Genomic DNA, 16608 nt, shown 5'->3' with positions numbered 1-16608 from the left:
CGTGCGTGCACTCTCGAGCAGATCGATGGTTCCCGCCGGCCTCTCCTCAGGGGCCGGTCACCACGTCAGGCCAGATCCTCAGATCTGGATGGTGGGGGTGATGACCGGTCGCATGTCCTCGTTGCCAGGATCGGTGACGACGAAGTGCACCGGCCCATGGGGTAGATCATCCAGAACAAAGCGCCCGTTCGCATCCGAAATGACCCTCGAGCTGCCTTCGGTGGTCACGGCCTCGATCTGGGCACCCGGTGTCGTCACCCATCCGTCGACGCGCACGCGGTCGTCGGCGTCGTCCGTGTCGTCGGAGTCAGCAGGGCCGGACGAGACCATGAGGCTCACCGAGGCGGCCGTGAAGGTCACCGAGTCGGTCGGTGTCGGCTCGACCTTGGCGTCAGCGCCCCGCGTCGTCAGCAGGGCCGAGTCCATGAGCTCGGCGACCTCGGCGTGCAGGGCGTGGACGGTGATCGCGAACTTGATTCGCTCGGCGAGGTCGCTCGGGACGGGGTCGGCGTGCCCGAAGAGGTCACGCACGTGGTGCAGGTTGGCGATGTCGCGGGCATCGATGGCGTCAGTGTGAGATGTCATGTCAGACCGCCCATCCGGGGTCGGTGCCGAGGGTTGTCCTCAGCTTCTGGAGGCAGCGGCCACGGGTCGGGCCGATGCTGCCGACCGGCATCCCCAGCGACTCCGCGATGGCGGCGTAGTCAGGGCGGTCGGCGAAGGCGATGACCCGGAGCAGCTCCTGGCACCGCGGTGAGAGGGTCGAGACGTGCGTCCAGAGCACGCGCTGGCGCTCGGAGAGGATCGACTGCGCCTCGGGGTCGAGCTGCTGCGCCGGCGCCTCCGGCACCTCCTCGACACCGAACTCCCGCCGGGCCCCCCGGGCCAGCCGCCAGACCTCGCGCTTGACGACGACGACGAGCCAGCCGAGCACCGCGGCCGGCTCGTTGATCGAGTCGGCCCGGTCCACGAGCTGGAGGAACGCCGTCTGGATGGCGTCCTCGCACGTCGCCGGCGCCCCGCCCTGGGAACGCGCGGCGTTCCAGAGGACCGGTGTCACGAGGTCGACGAGCTCGGACAGCCGCTCTCGCTCCCCCGCGCGGTAGGCGGCGAACGCCTTCCCCGCGCGGGTCCCGAGTCCGTCGGGAGCGGTGGGGGTCGGCGTCATGATCGCGCCCTTCCGATGCAGGAGCGCAGGGCGCGGATGGCGCGCTTGCGCATGACGGGCGACGAGACGTCGGTCAGGCCGCCCTCGTCGATGAGGGCCGCCGCAAGCTCTGCCGCGAAGACCGGGGTGGAGAAGGACGTGCCGCTCCAGACGCCGAAACCGCCCGTGTAGTCGTCGGGGTCGACCGTGCAGCGCACCGTGCCGTCGGCCGAGACCTGCGACGACGGCTGGCCCATGCCGTTGGTGAGCGGCAAGGTGCTGACGACCGAGACGCCTGCGCGCACCGCGCTGACGACCGGCAGGTTGTTGGAGAAGAGGGCTACCGTGACGCCGTCGGGATTGCTTGCCCCGACGCTCGCGAGCGGAGGCATCGACTTGGCCGTGATCCGCGTGGGCGGCTCGGCCGCGAGCGCCGCGGGCACGAAGGGTGCGTCGGTGCCGTCGTTGCCGACGCCCGCGACGACGAGGACGCCGTGCTCGGCGAACCGGTCGAGCAGGTCGGCGACCGGGCCGGAGGTGTACGTGCGGTCCTCGGCGTAGTAGCCCATCGACAGGTTGAGCACGTCGACGACCTCGGACGCGTCGTGCTGCTGACCGTGCGCGTGCCGGTCGAGCAGGGCCTGGAGCACGTCGAGCAGGTAGCTCTCGTCGACGACGCCGTCGTCGCCCATGACGGGGATCGAGACGATCGTCGCCTCGGGGCAGCCCTGCCGGAGCAGGCCCGCGATGAAGGTCGCATGCCCCTGCAGCAGCCCCACCGGCTCGGTGGGTGCAGGGACGGAGACCGGGGGATCGACCGGGGCTCCGGTGAGCAGCGGGACGAGCCGGCCCTCCTTGAGCTCGAGGCGCACGATGCCGGAGTCGTCCTTGAACCACGGGTGCCCGGCGATGGCCGTGTCGGGCACGACGACGACGGGGCTGCGTTCGAGCGTCCGCGCCCTCAGGCGCGGGTCGGGCAGGGCGAGCGCGACCGGCATCCGGCCCCCGCGTCCCGGGACGGCATACTCCTGGACGGCGTTCGACACACCGCCCCAGTAGCCACCCACGCCACCCCAGTAGCCACCCACGCCACCCCAGTAGCCACCGACGCCGCCCCAGTAGCCGTCGGCGGGGCGCAGCACGTGCTCGAGACTCAGGCGTTCGGCGATCGGTTCGTTCTCCTGGCGGAGCCGCTGGAGCACGCTCCAGGCGTCGACGGGCTCGATGGGCGACCGGGGCGGCCGGATCGTGATGCTCGTGCCCCAGCCGGGCTGGTCGAGGTCGCGGGTGCCGCCGTCCTGCCGCGGGGTCACCGTGTAGCCGAGGTCGAGCTTCGCGAGCGACTCACCGAGGTCGTCGAGGCCGCGGGTCCGACCGCCCTCGTTGCGCACGAGGAGGCGGTCGGAGAGGTAGAGGGCGGGAAGCGGCGGGCGACCGTCGGTCAGGCGCATCGCCGTGGCCGGGTCGAGGGCGCGGACGGGCGGACGTTCGGGGCGGCGGGCGCCACCGGTCGCGTTCTCGCCGGTCGCTCCCTGTGGGGCGTCGGGACCCGACTCTGACATCGACAACCTCCTGCTGGCTGGTCGAGGGACGGATGGTGTTGGAAAGACCCTTACACCCGACTGAGTGTCCGTACTCGTTTTCCTGATACATCGGGCCTTCCGAACTTTTTCGTCCGGAGACGTATCAACCCCGGACGGGACGACTCTGGGTGGTCAGGGGGAACGGTCACCGGGCTGCAACGGGGCACTGCGGAGGGGCAGCAGGCCGGGTGACCTGCACAGGGGTTCGGGACCTTCAGGGGGCGGTCCCGACCGTGGGGCGCCGGGCCTGGCAGCACCGGCGCCCCCTTCCCTGCCCACAACGCAGGCCGCCATCGGCCGGGCACGGCGCGCGTATGCCGTCGCCGCGCGTCGGGCTCGCGCGCTCCCTCCGGGCGGCGCATACTTCTCGAACGTGGGCGGACGTCAGGGACCGCGCGACGTGAGCTCAGGGGAGTCAGGGTGCAGGGCATGGCAGGCGTTCGGAACACTCACGATCGGTCGCGCGGGTTCGCCTCGGCCGCAACGATGGTCGTGCTCGGCCTGACGCTGGCTGCCTGCAGCGGCACGACGCCACAGACGACGTCCGCCGTCGAGTCGCCCACGGCGACGGCGGCGGCGACGGCGACGGGCACCGTCCAGCCCGGCTCCACCGAGCCGATCCCGACGGTGAGGGCCGCCCCGCTCACCCCGACGAAACCCACCCCGCGTCCGTCGGCCACGCCCAGCGCGACGCCGACGCCGACGACGCCGGCGCCGACGACACCGGCGCCGACGGCGACCGACCCGGGGAGCGTCGCGGGTGCTTGCGAGCGGACCCTGCCGGCATACCCCGTGCTCGAGCCGGGCGCGAAGGAAGCGGCGGTGCGGGCGCTCCAGTGCTTCCTCAACGACGCCGACTACGGCCCCATAGCGGTCGACGGCGTCTACGGCGCCCAGACCCGCGCGGCGGTGACCAAGGTCGAGGAGACCTTCGAGGGGCCGGCGCCCAAGCCGGGACGCATCGACGCCGGCATGTGGGTGTTGCTCATCTCGCGCTCACTCGGGGACGACACGCTCAAGGTCGGCTCGAAGGGAGCCGACGTCGTGACGCTCCAGCGGGCGCTGCGGGCCGCGGGCGCCAGGATCACCGTCGACGGCGACTTCGGTGCCGAGACGAAGAAGGCCGTCCAGCGATTCCAGCAGGCCAACCGCCTCGGGGACGACGGTGTCGTGGGCGACGAGACGCTCTTCCTGCTCAAGATGGGCGCGACGATCGGCTGACGCCGAGCCGGCCCGACCTCCCGAGGAGTGCCGGTCAGGCGCGCAGGTCGTCGAGCCAGGTCCTCGCCCGGTCGAAGTCGTCGTCGGACGTGCCGGGCCGGGCGTCGGGGCGACCGCCGTCGGCGCGCGGGTAGGACCCGAGGAACCGCACCTCGGCACACACCCGCCGCAGGCCCATGAGGGTCTCCCCGACGCGCGCGTCGAGGACGTGGCCCTCGAAGTCGATGGAGAAGCAGTACGAGCCCATGGCCTCGCCCGTGGGCCGCGACTCGAGGCGGGTCATGTTGACGCCGCGGACCGCGAACTGCTCGAGCAGCTCGAGCAGGCCGCCGGCGTGGTCGTCGCGCTGGAAGAGCACGACCGTCGTCTTGTCGGCGCCGGTCGGCTCGGGCAGCGTGCCCGGTCGCGCGACGAGGACGAAGCGCGTCACGGCCGACGCGTTGTCACCGATGTCGTCGGCGAGGATCTCGAGCCCCTCGTTGCGGGCCGCGACGGGCGCGCAGACACCGGCGTCGAACATGACGTCGCCCGGCTGCCCGAGCGCGGCGGCGCTCGCAGCCGTCGACAGGGTCGGGAGGTACTCCGCGTCGGGCAGGTGCGCCCCCATCCAGCGGCGCACCTGGGCCCAGGCGTGCGAGTGGGTGCCGACCGTGCGGACCGCGTCGAGCGGCAGACCCGGCCGGGCGCAGAGGACGAACGTGATCGGGACGAGCACCTCGCCGATGACGACGAGGGGCTCGCCCGTCGCCAGCGAGTCGAGGGTCGCGGAGACGCCGCCCTCGACGGAGTTCTCGATCGGGACCATCGCCGCGTCGATGTCGCCGGCCCGCAGCGCCGCGAGCGCCGCGTCGACCGAGCCGAACGGCAGGTGGTCGCGGCCCTCGGCCGCGTCCCAGGCGTCGAGGGCCATCTGCGTGAACGTGCCGCGCGGTCCGAGGTAGCCGAAGCGGTGCAGCTGGTCCGGGGTGAGGGGCGGCGGCGTCACGAGGCGTCCTTCGTCCGGTCGGGCAGGCGGGTCGCCGAGGCGAGCGCCTGCTGCTCCTCGGGGGTCAGGGTGATGCTCGACTTCCCGCCGACGATGCCCTTGGCATACGTACGGGACTCGCCACGGGCGTGGATCGAGCTGATGACGATGCCGTCCCCGAGGTCGTCGACGATGGCGGCCGAGAAGGACAGCCGCCCGCCCATGTCCCCGAAGGCGTCGTAGCGCACGACGGCCACGTTGCGCAGGCTCTGGCGCACGTCGTCCTCGGCGCTGGCCACGTGCTCGCGCAGGCGGGTCAGCTCAGCCGTGAGCCGGTCGATGCGGTGGTTCTGGGTGGCGGCCACGCGCGCGATGTCGGTCTGGCCGTCGTCGTCGAGAGCGGCGAAGTCGCGCCGGACCCGCGAGAGCCGCAGCTGGGCCCCGACGGCGAGCGCGAGGGCGAGCAGCGCGACGGCGACGGCGGCGATGGCCAGGGTCGTCAGCGTCGAGGCGTCCACGATCGGCAAGGGTAGCCGCGCCGGTCGTCCGGAGCCGTTCGATTCCAGCCCGTGACCTCGCTCTCCGCGGACAGGCTCGGTTTGTAGTCTGTCCCCCGTGATCCGCCGCCACCCCGTCAAGACGCTCGTCGTCCTGCTCCTGGTGATGGTGGCTGCACTCACGGTCGCGTACGTCAACCGCACCACGGTCCCGGTACCGCCCACCTCGCAGCCGAAACCGGGCGAGTCGCTCGTCGTCGTGGGGCTCGGCGGCCTCTCGTGGGACGACGTCACGGCCGAGGACACCCCCATCCTCTGGGGCCTGCTCCGTGACGGCTCGGCCGCGTCCGTGTCGGTCAAGAGCCTGCGGCTGACGACGTGCCCGACCGACGGCTGGGCCACCGTCTCGGCCGGCGAGGCGGCCGGCCCGGACACGACGGAGTCCCGCCCGCAGTGCACGCCGCTGCCGCCCGTCGCGGGTGACGCGACGACCGGCTACCGAGTCATCGGTTTCGACGCGCTCGCGACGGCGTCGCGCGAGGCGGAGTTCCGGGCGCAGCTGGGACTGCTCGGCGACAGCTTCGCCGCGGCCAAGACGTGCATCCAGGCTGTCGGCCCGGGCGCCGGCCTCGCCGCAGCGACGGGGGACGGCAAGGTCGCGAAGTACTCCCCCTTCCAGGCGACGACCCTCGTGTCCGACCTGGCGCAGTGCCCGGTCAGCATCGTCGACGTCGGTGGCATCAGCTCGACCGACCCCGACCCGACGCGGCACCTCGAGCAGATCAACGGCATCGAGCGCCGGATCGAGCTCGTCATGGACGCCATGCCCAACGGTGCCGACCTCGTCGTCGTCGGGCTGGCCGACCGGGACCAGCAGGAGCGTCTGCGGCTGCTCACGGCGAGCGGCCCGCACTACGCCCCGGGCCTGCTCGCGTCGGCCTCGACGCGCATGGTCGGGATCGCGCAGCTCTCCGACATCACGGCCACGATCCTCCAGCGCGGCGGCGTGGAGCCGCAGGCCGCCATCGGCGGCCGGGCGCTCAGCGTCGTGCCGTCGGCCAACAACAGCGAGTCGACGGCCGCCGTCAAGCTGACGGTGCTCACCGACATCGACACCAAGGCCGACGCGATGCACGACGTCGTCGCACCGTTCCTGCTCATCTGGCTCGTGGGCACGGCCCTGGCGATGCTCGTGCTGTGGCTCGTCATGCGCCGGGCCCGCCCGTGGAACCGCCGCTTCACCCGCGCGCGGGTGCTGCGCCTCGTGCGCCTCGTCGGGCTCGTCTCGGCCGCGATGCCCGCCGCGACCTTCCTGGCCAACCTCGTCCCGTGGTGGCGGTGGTCGACGAACACCGTCGTGCTCGTGGCGGTGCTCCTCGTGCTCGTCCTCGCGATCAGCTCCGTGCTGACCCTCGCGTGCCTGCAGGGCCCGTGGAGCAGCTCGGCCCTCGGCCCGCTGGCCGCGATGTCGGCGATCACGGCGGGCGTCATCGGCATCGACCTGCTCACCGGTTCACACCTTCAGATCTCGTCGATCTTCGGGCTCCAGCCGCTCGTCGGAGGCCGCTTCTACGGCATGGGCAACGTCGCCTTCGCGTTGTATGCCGCCGCCGTCCTGCTGCTGTGCGCCGCCATCGCGCACGCTCTCGTCAGGCGGGACTCCCCGCGGCTCGCCGTCTTCGCGGTCGTCGTCATCGGGGGCGTGGCGCTGGCCGTGGACGTGCTCCCGGCCTGGGGTGCCGACTTCGGTGGACCGATCGCACTCGTGCCGGCGCTCGGCTTCCTCCTCATGGGCGTCATGGGCTGGCGCACGTCGGTGCGCAACGTGTCGCTCGTCCTGCTCGTCGCGGGCCTCGTCGTCGGACTCGTCTGCTATCTCGACTGGCGCCGGCCGGAGTCGGAGCGCTCGCACCCGGGGCGCTTCCTCCAGACCGTCATCGACGGCGGTGCCTGGGACGTCATGTCGCGCAAGCTCTGGGCCAACGTCTCCCTCTCCGTGCACCTGCCGGTGCTGCTCCTCGTCGTCGTCGTCCTCCTGGTGGTCGTCGTCATGATCGTGCTGCGCCCCGGCATCCTCGGCACCGAGCCGCTCCGCCGGTTGCTCGAGGAGGCCCCGATCATGCGACGCGGCCTGCTGTCGGTCATCGTCATGGCCGTCATCGGCTTCCTCACCAACGACTCGGGCGCGGCGATCCCGCCGGTCGCGGCGATCTTCACGGTGCCGCTCGTCGTGTCGGCGGTCATGCACTTCCTGTCCATCGAGGCGCGCAACGCCCCCGTGCGCCGACGCCGCGACCGCCACCACATCTGAGGGCAGCCTTCGTTCGAGGTGTGCCGCCCGCGTCCGACCGCGACCTGTCACCTCGACCCGTGGGGCACCAGATGCGGGCGCCGGACGTCAGCCGGGGCCGAGGCGGCGACGCAGCCGGCGGACGCCGAGGGCGAGGGCGACGTCGCGGTACTGGCCGGCCCGGTGCACCTGCGCGCGCCAGTCGGTGCCGGTGACCCGATGCTGGAGGTCGCACGGCACCTCGAGGATGGTCAGGCCGGCGTCGAGCACGTCGACGGTCATGCCGACCTCGACGCCCCACCCGCGGGCGAAGGGCGTGGCCGCGGCGATCGCGGCCGGTGAGAGGCACCGCATGCCCGACAGGGGCTGCTTCGGCGACCAGCCGGTGAGCTCCTCGATCCCGCGCCGGGCCAGGCCGACGACGAGGCCGTGCCCGCCGGCGCTGCCCTGCTGCTCGGGCAGGGTGGCGATCGTCAGGTCGGCTTCGCCGCGCGCGACGGGCCCGACGAGGGCGCCCACGGCCGGGGCCGAGGCCTCGAGGTCGGCGTCGACGAACAGGACCGATGTGCCGGGGTCGAGTCTGCCGACACGACGCAGCCCCGACACGCGACCGAGGCCGCTCATCATCGCGTCGGCCTTGCCGTGGTTGCGCACGTGGCGCACGACCTCGGCGCCCTCGCGGGCGGCGATGACGGCGGTGCCGTCGGTCGACCCGTCGTCGACGACGACGACCGCCGAGACGCCGGGGATGGTGCGCACGCCGCGGATCGTCTCGGCGATCCGTGCCGACTCGTCCTTGGCCGGGATGACGACGGCGACGGAGGGCGGCGGGGTCGTCATCGTCGAGCGTCCTGTCAGCGGAGGGTGACCTGGCGGTTGGTGAGGCCGGCCTTGGCGCCGCGCTCGGCGGCGGTGAGCGGCTCGGTCGAGGCGGCCGCCGTGTCGATCTTCGTCTTCATGGCCGCGACGGCGTCCTCGAAGTCGGCGGCGGCCGAGCCGGGGTCGACCTCCCACACCGGGATGAGCAGCCCGCTCGAGCGGAAGCAGCCGAGCAGCCGGCCGTCCTCGCCGAGGTGGCTCTCGCCGGCGGCGTGGAGGCGGGCCAGAGCGCCGGTCGCGGTGTCCTCGTCGAACGGCAGCACCCAACGCACGTAGGTGCGCTCGCCGATGCGGCACCAGAAGGCGGACGGCGCGGCGTCGAGCCTGACGGTCGGGATGGCCGACTCGTTGGCGCGGTCGAGCGACTCCTTGCCGTCGGCGTCGAGGTCGGCGTCGGCGACCCAGAAGTCGAAGCCCTCGTGCAGCTCCATCTCGAAGGCCGCGTCGGTGTCGAGGATGTCCTGCAGGCGCGGGGTGTCGGCCATCGAGACCGGCAGCGTCGTCACGGGCGAGCCGGCCTCGGCGACGGCCGCGAGCGCGATCGCCTGGGCGATGTCGCGGCTCGTGTCGCCGCTCGCATTGCCGGACTGGATGCCGACGAGCACCTCGCCGTTCTCGCGGTGCAGGCCCGGCCAGGCCAGGGGGAGCACCGTCGCGATCGTCACCTCGTCGGGCGCAGCCTCGGGCGCCTTGCCCTTCGCGAAGCGCACCGTGGCGGTCGCGGCCGGGACGATCTCGCGCATCGCGACCCAGTCGGTCTCGTTGGGAAGCCCCTCGAAGGGGCGCGCCACGAAGGGGGCCGGAAGCGGACGTGCGGAACGGTCTGCGCGCTCGCTGCGCGGTCGACGTGATGCCTTACCCATGCGCGCCACCCTAGTGGCCGGGGCCGGGTCGGCCGAACGCGGTCGCGAGCGGGGCGAGAGCCAGCACGTCGTCGGGCCCGTCGAGCCCGACCGGTGCGACGAAGGCGGTCGTGACACCGAGGTCGGCCAGCCCTGAGAGACGGGTCGCGTGCTCCGCCGCGGTGCCGGCGTGGTGCCGCGCCGCGAAGGTCGCTGCGGCCGTCCGACCCCGGTGTCGCTCGACCCGGGCCCAGACGTCGTCGCGGTCCCGGCCGACGAGCGGCAGGTCGAGCACCGTCGGGTGCACCGATGCCGGATCCCGACCGGCCTGCCCCACGAGCGCGAGGTAGCGCACCACCTTGGCCAGGCCGACCTCGTCGGAGGGCACGTTGCACCCGTCGCCGAGCCGGGCCGCGATGCGGAGCGTCCGGTCGCCGCCACCGCCCACGATGACCGGGATCTCGCCGACCGGCCTGGGGTACGACGTCGTCTCGGGCAGCGACACCCGCTGTCCGGCATACGGCTTCGTGCCGGGAGCCCAGAGGGCTTTCATCGTCTCGATGCCCAGTTCCAGCGCGTCGAGTCGCTCTCGCGCAGAAGGGAACCCGACACCGTATGCCGCGTGCTCGCGCTCCCACCAGCCCGCCCCGACGCCGACGAACGTTCTCCCGCCCGTCAGCGCCGACAGCGTCGCCGCGGCCTTGGCGGTGATGCCCGGGGCCCTGAAGGTGACGGGCGTGACGAGGGTGCCGAGCTGGAGGCGGGTCGTGCACGCCGCGAGGGCGCCGAGGGTCACCCAGGGCTCGGGGATCGGGTCCCATGGGCGGCCGACCTGCGGGATCTGGATGAGGTGGTCCATGAGGGCGAGGCCGGCGAGCCCGGCCTCCTCGGCGGCGGCCGCCATGACGCGCAGCCAGGTGAGCAGGTCAGCATCGGCCGGGAAGCGCGAGAGCTGGAGCACGACACCGCGCAGACCCGATGGCGTGGCCCGCGGCGTCGATGCCCGAGCGGGCTCCACATCCGACTCGTTGGGGTCGTCGTCCGGTCCGACGCGGACGACCTGCCATCCCTCGGCCTCGAGCAGGTCGACCGTGGCCGAGACCGACGCGAGCTGGCTCGTAAGGACGCGGGCCGGGACCGGGCGGTCGCGAGCTGCGTTGCGCGAACGGCACACGCTCGCAGGGGTGTCGAGGACGACGGCGACGGCCGGGAGTCCCACGGCCCGAGCGGCGTCCCGCCAGGTGCGGCGCCGGCCGGCGTCGGTGCCGAGCGTGTCGACGACGGTGGTGAGGCGGCGACCGAGGCGGGCGGCGACGACCTGCTCGAGCAGCGCGAAGGCGTCGGCCGAGGCGTCGAGGTCGTGCTCGCCGCTGCCGACGACGGCGCGCAGAGCATCCGACGAGACGACCTCGGCGTCGCGGTAGCGCGAGGCCGCCCACGTCGACTTGCCCGAGCCGGAGGCCCCGACGAGGACGACGAGCGCCGGGTCGGGCAGGGACACGGCGCGGGCTGCCGCTCGGCTCAGTGCGAGCGGCGGCGCGAGGGACCGCCGAGCGAGGCCCAGACGGTGCGGCCGTGGGACTCCTCGATGACACCCCACTCGTGGGCGAGGGAGCGGACGATGCGCAGGCCTCGTCCACCCGGGGCCCACATGGTCGGCGGGGCGGGGCGCGGGGCGGTCGGACCGCCGCCGTCGGAGACCTCGACCTCGACGACGTTGTTCTTCACCTTCCAGTGGATGCGGATCGCACCGTCGGAGAGGGGTTTGGCGTGTCGGATGGCGTTGGCGACGAGCTCACTGACGACGATCTCGGCCTCGTCGATGACCTGTGGCGAGACCTCGCGGGCCAGGAGGTCCTCGACGAGCTCCTTGCGGATCCGAGGAGCCGCGGACGGCGCCCACTGGATGCGGACCGTGCGCTTCTCGCCCAGCGGAACGGCCGGGACGTTGGTCATGGATCTCCTCGCGATCGCGTTGGCTCGTCGGGCGTCCACGTCGGTGTGGGACGCCGAGCCGCTCCCCTGTGTGCTCGCCACGTCAAGTCCTCCTCACGGGCGATTCGCATGCCCCCGTCGTCGAACGCTAACGAAACCAGCGCCGTACCTCAATGAAGTGTGAGTTTTTCCCGTGGCGCTGACCTGCCGATTCGTCCGTATCCAGACATCTAGCGGATGCCGTAGAGGGCTGGATACGGCGGAAGCCTGCGGGCTCGCACGGCGCGAGCTTCGCACCCACGTCGCCCGTACCCACTCGCGCCGGTCTCGCACAGATGGTTGCATGGCGAACAGTCGCGATATATCGTCGACCTATCGCGACTGTTCGTGAGTCGCGTTCGTAGAAGGAGAACCACCATGCACGGACACCACCACCACCGACGAGAGTCCGGCTGGGACGGCACCTGGGGCGGCGGCTGGGGAGGCCAGGGCAACGGCCCCGGCTTCGGACCCGGTCGCGGCCCCTGGGGCGGTCCCGGAGGACCCGGCCCGGGCGGCCGTGGCCGCCCCGGTCCGCCCCCGTGGGTCGCCGACCTCGTCCGCCACTTCGGCGGACCCGGCTTCGGCTCCGAGTTCGGCGGACGCCGCGGACCGCGCGCCCGACGCGGCGACGTCCGCGCCGCCATCCTCGACGTCCTCGCGGGCGACGAGATGAACGGCTACCAGCTCATCCAGCAGATCTCCGAGCGCACGAACGGCGCGTGGAAGCCGAGCCCCGGCTCGGTCTACCCGACCGTCCAGCAGCTCGAGGACGAGGGCCTCGTCGAGGGCCGCGACGTCGAGGGCCGGCGTCTGCTGCGCCTCACCGACGCGGGCCGCGCCTACGTCGAGGAGAACGCCGAGGAGATGGCCGCCACCTGGCGGCCCTTCGAGGAGTCGACCGAGGAGGAGCCACCCCGGCCCTCCGGCGGTGCCCAGGACCTCATGCCGCTCGTCGGCCAGGTCATGGGCGGGATGTGGCAGGTCGTCACGACCGGCACCTCCCAGCAGCGGGCGGAGGCGGCGGAGATCCTCACGGAGACCCGACGCAAGCTGTACCGCCTGCTCGCCGACGGCGACCCGGAGTAGACCGGTCACCCACCGGCCCCACCTGCACCCCGAGCGCGCTCAGTCGCGCTCGGGGTGCAGCACGAAGAAGCCGAGGTCGCGCCCGCCGGCGCGTTCCTCGTAGGCCGTGTAGCCGCGGTAGTACTCGAGCGCCGCCTCACGCACGCGCTCCTTGTCCGGCCCCTGCACCTGCTCGGCCCGCACGCGGTGCACGACACCGTCGACCTCGAGCGAGGCCTGCGGGTGCGCGCGGAGGTTGAAGTACCACGCCGGCGGTGTCGCCGAGCCGTAGCGGGAGGCGATGACGCCCCACCCGTCGTCGAGCGGCGCGAGCATGAGCGGCACGGTGCGGGGCTGCCCTGACCGTGCCCCCGTCGTCGTCAGCATCCCGACGGGCACGGCGGCGAGCCACTGGCTCGGCAGCGTCCGTCCGGGCGCGAGCCGGTGGGCCAGCAGGTCGAGCCGGTGGAGCACGCGCTTCGAGACCCACGCACCCGGCCGGGAGGCGACGACGGACCGTAGGGCGCGTTGGACCGGGTTGGCGTCGTCGACCGGGCGCAGCTGCATGTGTGCAGCGTAGGACCGTCGGGTGGCATGACGGGGTCGTCCGGCAGGATGGTCAGGTGCCCACGCCCGCCGCCCCCTCCGGCCTCCTCGTCGCCGGCACGTCGTCCGACGCCGGCAAGTCCGTCATCGTCGCCGGACTGTGCCGCGCCCTCGCGCGCCGTGGGGTGCGGGTCGCCCCGTTCAAGGCGCAGAACATGTCGAACAACTCGATGGTCTGCCTCGACGGAGGCGAGATCGGCCGGGCGCAGTGGCTCCAGGCCGTCGCGGCCCGGGTCGAGCCGACCACGGCGATGAACCCAGTCCTGCTCAAGCCGGGCACCGACCGCCGGTCGTTCATCGTCGTGCGGGGCGAACCGGCCGGAACGCTCGAGGCGGGGCAGTATGCCGCCGGGCGGGCCCACCTGGCCGACGCCGCGTTCGCGGCCTACCGCGAGCTCGCCGACGCGTACGAGCTCGTCGTGTGCGAGGGCGCCGGCTCCCCCGCTGAGATCAACCTCCGCTCGGGCGACTACGTCAACATGGGCCTGGCCCGCGAGTTCGGCCTGCCGGTCGTCGTCGTCGGTGACATCGACCGCGGCGGCATCCTCGCCTCGCTGTACGGCACGTGGGCCCTGCTCGACGACGACGACCGCGCGCTGCTCAAGTCCTTCGTCATCAACAAGTTCCGCGGGGACGTGTCCGTGCTGGAGCCGGGGCTTGACGCCATCACGGACCGCACGGGCGTGCCCTTCCACGGCGTCATCCCGTGGTTGCTCGACGTGTGGCTCGACAGCGAGGACACCCTCGAGGTCGGTCACTGGAGGGCCTCGACCGCCCTGTCCGCCACGTCTCGCGACCGGCTCAAGGTGGCTGTCATCCGGCTGCCCCGCATCTCGAACGCCACCGACGTCGACGCCCTGGCTGCCGAACCCGGCGTCGACGTCCTCGTGACGATCGACCCGGCCGTCGCCGAGGCCGCCGACCTCCTGGTCCTGCCCGGATCCCGTTCGACGGCAAGCGATCTCGAGTGGCTGCGTGAGCGCGGTCTCGATGAGGTCGTCGGCCGCCGCGTCGCAGCCGGGCGTCCGGTGCTCGGCGTGTGCGGCGGGTACCAGATGCTCGGGCACGAGATCGAGGACGACGTCGAGGGCCGCGTGGGGGTCGTGCGCGGCCTCGGGCACCTGCCCGTGCGGGTCGAGTTCGGCGAGTCGAAGGTGCTGGCGCGGCCCGAGGGGTCGTGGGGCCACCACACCGTGGACACGGCCTACGAGATCCACCACGGCATCGCCCGACGGCTGCCCGACGGGCAGCCCGCGACCGCGGACTCGCCTGCAGCGCAGGGCTTCCTCGACGGCTGGAACGTCGACCAGGTGTGGGGCACCATGTGGCACGGCGCCTTCGAGAGCGACGACTTCCGTCGAGCCTGGCTCGCCCAGGTCGCCCTCGTGGCAGGGTCCCAGTGGCGGCCCCATGCCGGCGCCCCGGGCTTCGCGGGGCGGCGCGAGCGGATGCTCGACACCTTGGCCGACGCCCTCGAGGAGCACGTCGACATCGACGCCCTCCTGTCCTTCACCCGGATGGGAGCCACGGCATGATCGAGCGCATCCGTGTCATCGGGATCGGCATGGGCGACCCGGGGCACGTGACCGGCGAGGCGGCCCGCGCGCTGGCCACCGTCGACGTCTTCCTCGTGGCCGACAAGGGCGAGGCGAAGTCCGATCTCGTCGCCGCCCGGCAGGCCGTGTGCGACACGCTCATCCCCTCCGCGCACCCGTACCGCGTCGTGGAGGTCACCGACCCGCCACGGGGGCCGGACGCCGAACGCGACGCGACGGCATACGACCGCGGGGTGCGCGACTGGCACGCGGCGCGCGTGGACGCGTACGCCGACGTCATCGACGGGCTCCACGACGGCGAGACCACGGTCGGCTTCCTCGTGTGGGGCGACCCGGCCTTCTACGACTCGACGATCCGGGTCGTCGACGCGCTCGTCGAGCGGTACGCCGCAGCAGGGCTCACCGTCGAGCACGACGTCATCGCCGGGATCAGCGCGCCGCAGCTGCTCGCCGCGCGGCACCGCATCCCGCTCAACCGGATCGGCGCGCCGATCCACATCACGACCGGCCGGCGGCTCCTCGACGAGTACGACCCCTCGCTCGGTGACGTCGTCGTCATGCTCGACGGGCACCTCGCGTGCGCCGAGCTCGCGGGCGCGTTCCCCGACCTCGAGCTCTGGTGGGGCGCCTACCTCGGCACGCCCGACGAGCTGCTCGTGCACGGACGTCTCGCCGACGTCGTCGGCGAGGTGCGGCGCCTGCGCGCCGAGGCCCGCGAGCGCCACGGCTGGGTCATGGACACCTACCTGCTCCGGCCGCCGGCGGACGCGCCGACCGGCCCCCGCCCGAGCCCCTTCCCGCAGACGGAGCCGCTGACCGACGGAGTCGTCACGCTGCGGCGCATGACCGCTGCCGACTGGGAGACGGTGCGGGACGAGCACAACAACGAGGAGTCGCTGCGCTGGGACTTCGCGGGCCAGCCGCTGACCGACGACGAGGCGCGCCGCAGGGCGGCCTCGGCCACGCTCGAGTGGCGCCGCGGGCGGGCGGCGCGGTTCGTCGTCGTCGACGCCGCCTCCGGTGAGGGTGCGGGCGTCATCGGCGTCCTGCGGATGGGACCGCCCGGCACGGGGCTCATCGGCTACGGCGTGCTCCCGGCCTTCCGGGGGCGCGGCTTCACGACCCGGGCCCTGCGACTCGTGTCGCGGTGGGCGCTCGAGGAGACAGGAATCGCCCGGCTCGAGCTCGGCCACAAGGTGGGCAACGAGGCCTCGGGCCGGGTGGCCGCCAAGGCCGGCTTCCGGGCCGAGGGGCGGCTCAGCGGCCGTCTGCCCAACCCGGACGGCACCCGCTCCGACGAGATCTACTACTGCCTGACCCGCGAGGCCTTGAGTCCAGAGACCCCGGCCTGAACCCTCAGACCCGGGCGAGGAAGTCGAGGACGCGCTGCTGCACGAGTGCGGCGGCCTCGGGGTCGTAGGCCGTCGTGCTCGCATCGGCGAAGAGGTGGCCGCACCCGGCATACGTGAAGAGCTCCCCGTCCTCGGCGGCGGCGACCACGGCGCGAGCCGCGTCGACGTCCCCCTCGTCCACGAAGAACTCGTCGGCCTCGCCGCCGTGGATCTGCACGGGGACGCCCGCGGGCCAGTCGGGGGCGAACTCGCCGAGCGGGATGGCCGAGTCGAGCAGGACGGCGCCGCGCGCGCCCGGCCGGGTCTGGGCGAGCCGCTGCGCCGCCATGACACCGAGCGAGAAGCCGGCGTAGACGAGGCCGTCGGGGAGGCCCTCGGCGGCAGCGACCCCCTGCTCCTGGAGGGTGCCGAAGCCGATCGAGCGGGCCTTGGCCATCCCCTCGTCGAGGGTCGCGAAGCTCTCGCCGCCGTAGAGGTCGGGCGTGTGGACCGTGTGGCCTGCGGCGCGGAGGGCGTCGGCGAAGGCGAGGAAGCCCGGGGTCTGGCCCTGGGCGTGGTGGAGGAGGAGGACGTCGGCCATGCTTGCTCCTGTGCTCGATGGTTTCCCTGCTGTTGATCCAACAATCTAG

Annotated in this window: 17 protein-coding genes; 5 read left to right on the top strand and 12 right to left on the bottom strand. The window is 73.1% G+C overall.

Annotated elements, in window-relative coordinates; all coding sequences use genetic code 11:
* Nucleotides 1-78: 78 nt before the first annotated feature.
* The 4 genes from NR112_RS10680 to NR112_RS10665 form a co-directional block, all read right to left on the bottom strand.
* Nucleotides 79-585 carry a carboxypeptidase-like regulatory domain-containing protein gene (locus NR112_RS10680; RefSeq protein ID WP_256794179.1) on the bottom strand — a complete coding sequence of 169 codons (507 nt, stop codon included), beginning with the start codon at nt 583-585 and terminating at the stop codon, nt 79-81.
* Nucleotide 586: 1 nt separating this feature from the next.
* Nucleotides 587-1168: an RNA polymerase sigma factor gene (locus NR112_RS10675; RefSeq protein ID WP_256794177.1), complete on the bottom strand. Its 582-nt coding sequence runs from the start codon at nt 1166-1168 to the stop codon at nt 587-589.
* On the bottom strand, nt 1165-2709 hold the full coding sequence (locus NR112_RS10670; RefSeq protein ID WP_256794175.1) for a S8/S53 family peptidase: 1545 nt from the start codon (nt 2707-2709) through the stop codon (nt 1165-1167). The genes NR112_RS10675 and NR112_RS10670 overlap by 4 nt, the downstream gene beginning before the upstream one ends.
* Before the next feature lie 470 nt (nt 2710-3179).
* Nucleotides 3180-3578: a hypothetical protein gene (locus tag NR112_RS10665; protein ID WP_256794173.1), complete on the bottom strand. Its 399-nt coding sequence runs from the start codon at nt 3576-3578 to the stop codon at nt 3180-3182.
* Here NR112_RS10665 and NR112_RS22900 point away from each other — a divergent pair.
* Nucleotides 3553-3951, top strand: a complete 399-nt coding sequence (locus NR112_RS22900) for a peptidoglycan-binding protein (RefSeq protein ID WP_256794170.1) — start codon at nt 3553-3555, stop codon at nt 3949-3951. The two genes, NR112_RS10665 and NR112_RS22900, sit on opposite strands and share 26 nt — an antisense overlap.
* Nucleotides 3952-3985: 34 nt before the next feature.
* Here the strand turns inward: NR112_RS22900 and pheA are convergent, their stop codons facing one another.
* Both pheA and NR112_RS10650 read right to left on the bottom strand, forming a co-directional pair.
* Nucleotides 3986-4936 (bottom strand): prephenate dehydratase, encoded by a 951-nt coding sequence (gene pheA / locus NR112_RS10655; protein WP_256794168.1) that lies wholly within the window; start codon nt 4934-4936, stop codon nt 3986-3988.
* Nucleotides 4933-5433 carry a DUF4446 family protein gene (locus tag NR112_RS10650; RefSeq protein WP_256794166.1) on the bottom strand — a complete coding sequence of 167 codons (501 nt, stop codon included), beginning with the start codon at nt 5431-5433 and terminating at the stop codon, nt 4933-4935. Before NR112_RS10650 ends, pheA begins: the two co-directional genes overlap by 4 nt.
* A gap of 97 nt (nt 5434-5530) precedes the next feature.
* Between NR112_RS10650 and NR112_RS10645 the strand changes: the two genes are divergently transcribed.
* The gene (locus tag NR112_RS10645; RefSeq protein ID WP_256794164.1) at nt 5531-7723 is read left to right on the top strand and encodes a hypothetical protein; all 2193 of its coding nucleotides are present in this window, start codon (nt 5531-5533) and stop codon (nt 7721-7723) included.
* Between the two features lie 87 nt (nt 7724-7810).
* Here the strand turns inward: NR112_RS10645 and NR112_RS10640 are convergent, their stop codons facing one another.
* From NR112_RS10640 to NR112_RS10625, 4 genes are read right to left on the bottom strand one after another with little or no spacing between them, the layout of a single operon-like run.
* Nucleotides 7811-8542: a glycosyltransferase gene (locus tag NR112_RS10640; protein WP_256794162.1), complete on the bottom strand. Its 732-nt coding sequence runs from the start codon at nt 8540-8542 to the stop codon at nt 7811-7813.
* Nucleotides 8543-8556: 14 nt separating this feature from the next.
* Nucleotides 8557-9444, bottom strand: coding sequence for a DUF5926 family protein (locus NR112_RS10635; RefSeq protein ID WP_256794160.1), 888 nt, complete (start codon nt 9442-9444; stop codon nt 8557-8559).
* 10 nt (nt 9445-9454) lie between these two features.
* Entirely contained in the window at nt 9455-10924 is a 1470-nt protein-coding gene (locus NR112_RS10630) for an LLM class flavin-dependent oxidoreductase (RefSeq protein ID WP_256794158.1), read from the bottom strand.
* A gap of 20 nt (nt 10925-10944) precedes the next feature.
* Nucleotides 10945-11379: an ATP-binding protein gene (locus NR112_RS10625; protein WP_256794156.1), complete on the bottom strand. Its 435-nt coding sequence runs from the start codon at nt 11377-11379 to the stop codon at nt 10945-10947.
* 396 nt (nt 11380-11775) lie between these two features.
* Here NR112_RS10625 and NR112_RS10620 point away from each other — a divergent pair, with 396 nt between their 5' ends.
* Nucleotides 11776-12486, top strand: coding sequence for a PadR family transcriptional regulator (locus NR112_RS10620; protein WP_256794155.1), 711 nt, complete (start codon nt 11776-11778; stop codon nt 12484-12486).
* A 39-nt stretch (nt 12487-12525) separates the two neighbouring features.
* On the opposite strand, the gene NR112_RS10615 is transcribed toward NR112_RS10620, so the two are convergent.
* On the bottom strand, nt 12526-13032 hold the full coding sequence (locus NR112_RS10615) for a nitroreductase family deazaflavin-dependent oxidoreductase (RefSeq protein WP_256794154.1): 507 nt from the start codon (nt 13030-13032) through the stop codon (nt 12526-12528).
* Between the two features lie 56 nt (nt 13033-13088).
* Between NR112_RS10615 and NR112_RS10610 the strand changes: the two genes are divergently transcribed.
* Both NR112_RS10610 and cobF read left to right on the top strand, forming a co-directional pair.
* Nucleotides 13089-14606 (top strand): cobyric acid synthase, encoded by a 1518-nt coding sequence (locus NR112_RS10610; protein WP_256794153.1) that lies wholly within the window; start codon nt 13089-13091, stop codon nt 14604-14606.
* Complete coding sequence (gene cobF, locus NR112_RS10605; RefSeq protein WP_256794152.1) at nt 14603-15979, top strand: precorrin-6A synthase (deacetylating); 1377 nt, start codon at nt 14603-14605, stop codon at nt 15977-15979. Before NR112_RS10610 ends, cobF begins: the two co-directional genes overlap by 4 nt.
* Nucleotides 15980-15983: 4 nt before the next feature.
* Here the strand turns inward: cobF and NR112_RS10600 are convergent, their stop codons facing one another.
* Nucleotides 15984-16559 (bottom strand): dienelactone hydrolase family protein, encoded by a 576-nt coding sequence (locus tag NR112_RS10600; protein WP_256794151.1) that lies wholly within the window; start codon nt 16557-16559, stop codon nt 15984-15986.
* Between the last annotated feature and the right edge of the window lie 49 nt (nt 16560-16608).

The sequence above is a fragment of the Terrabacter sp. Ter38 genome, from assembly GCF_024519435.1.
Lineage (GTDB): Bacteria > Actinomycetota > Actinomycetes > Actinomycetales > Dermatophilaceae > Terrabacter.
Note: the sequence above shows the minus strand (reverse complement) of the source record. Positions and strands in the feature narration are given on the sequence as shown.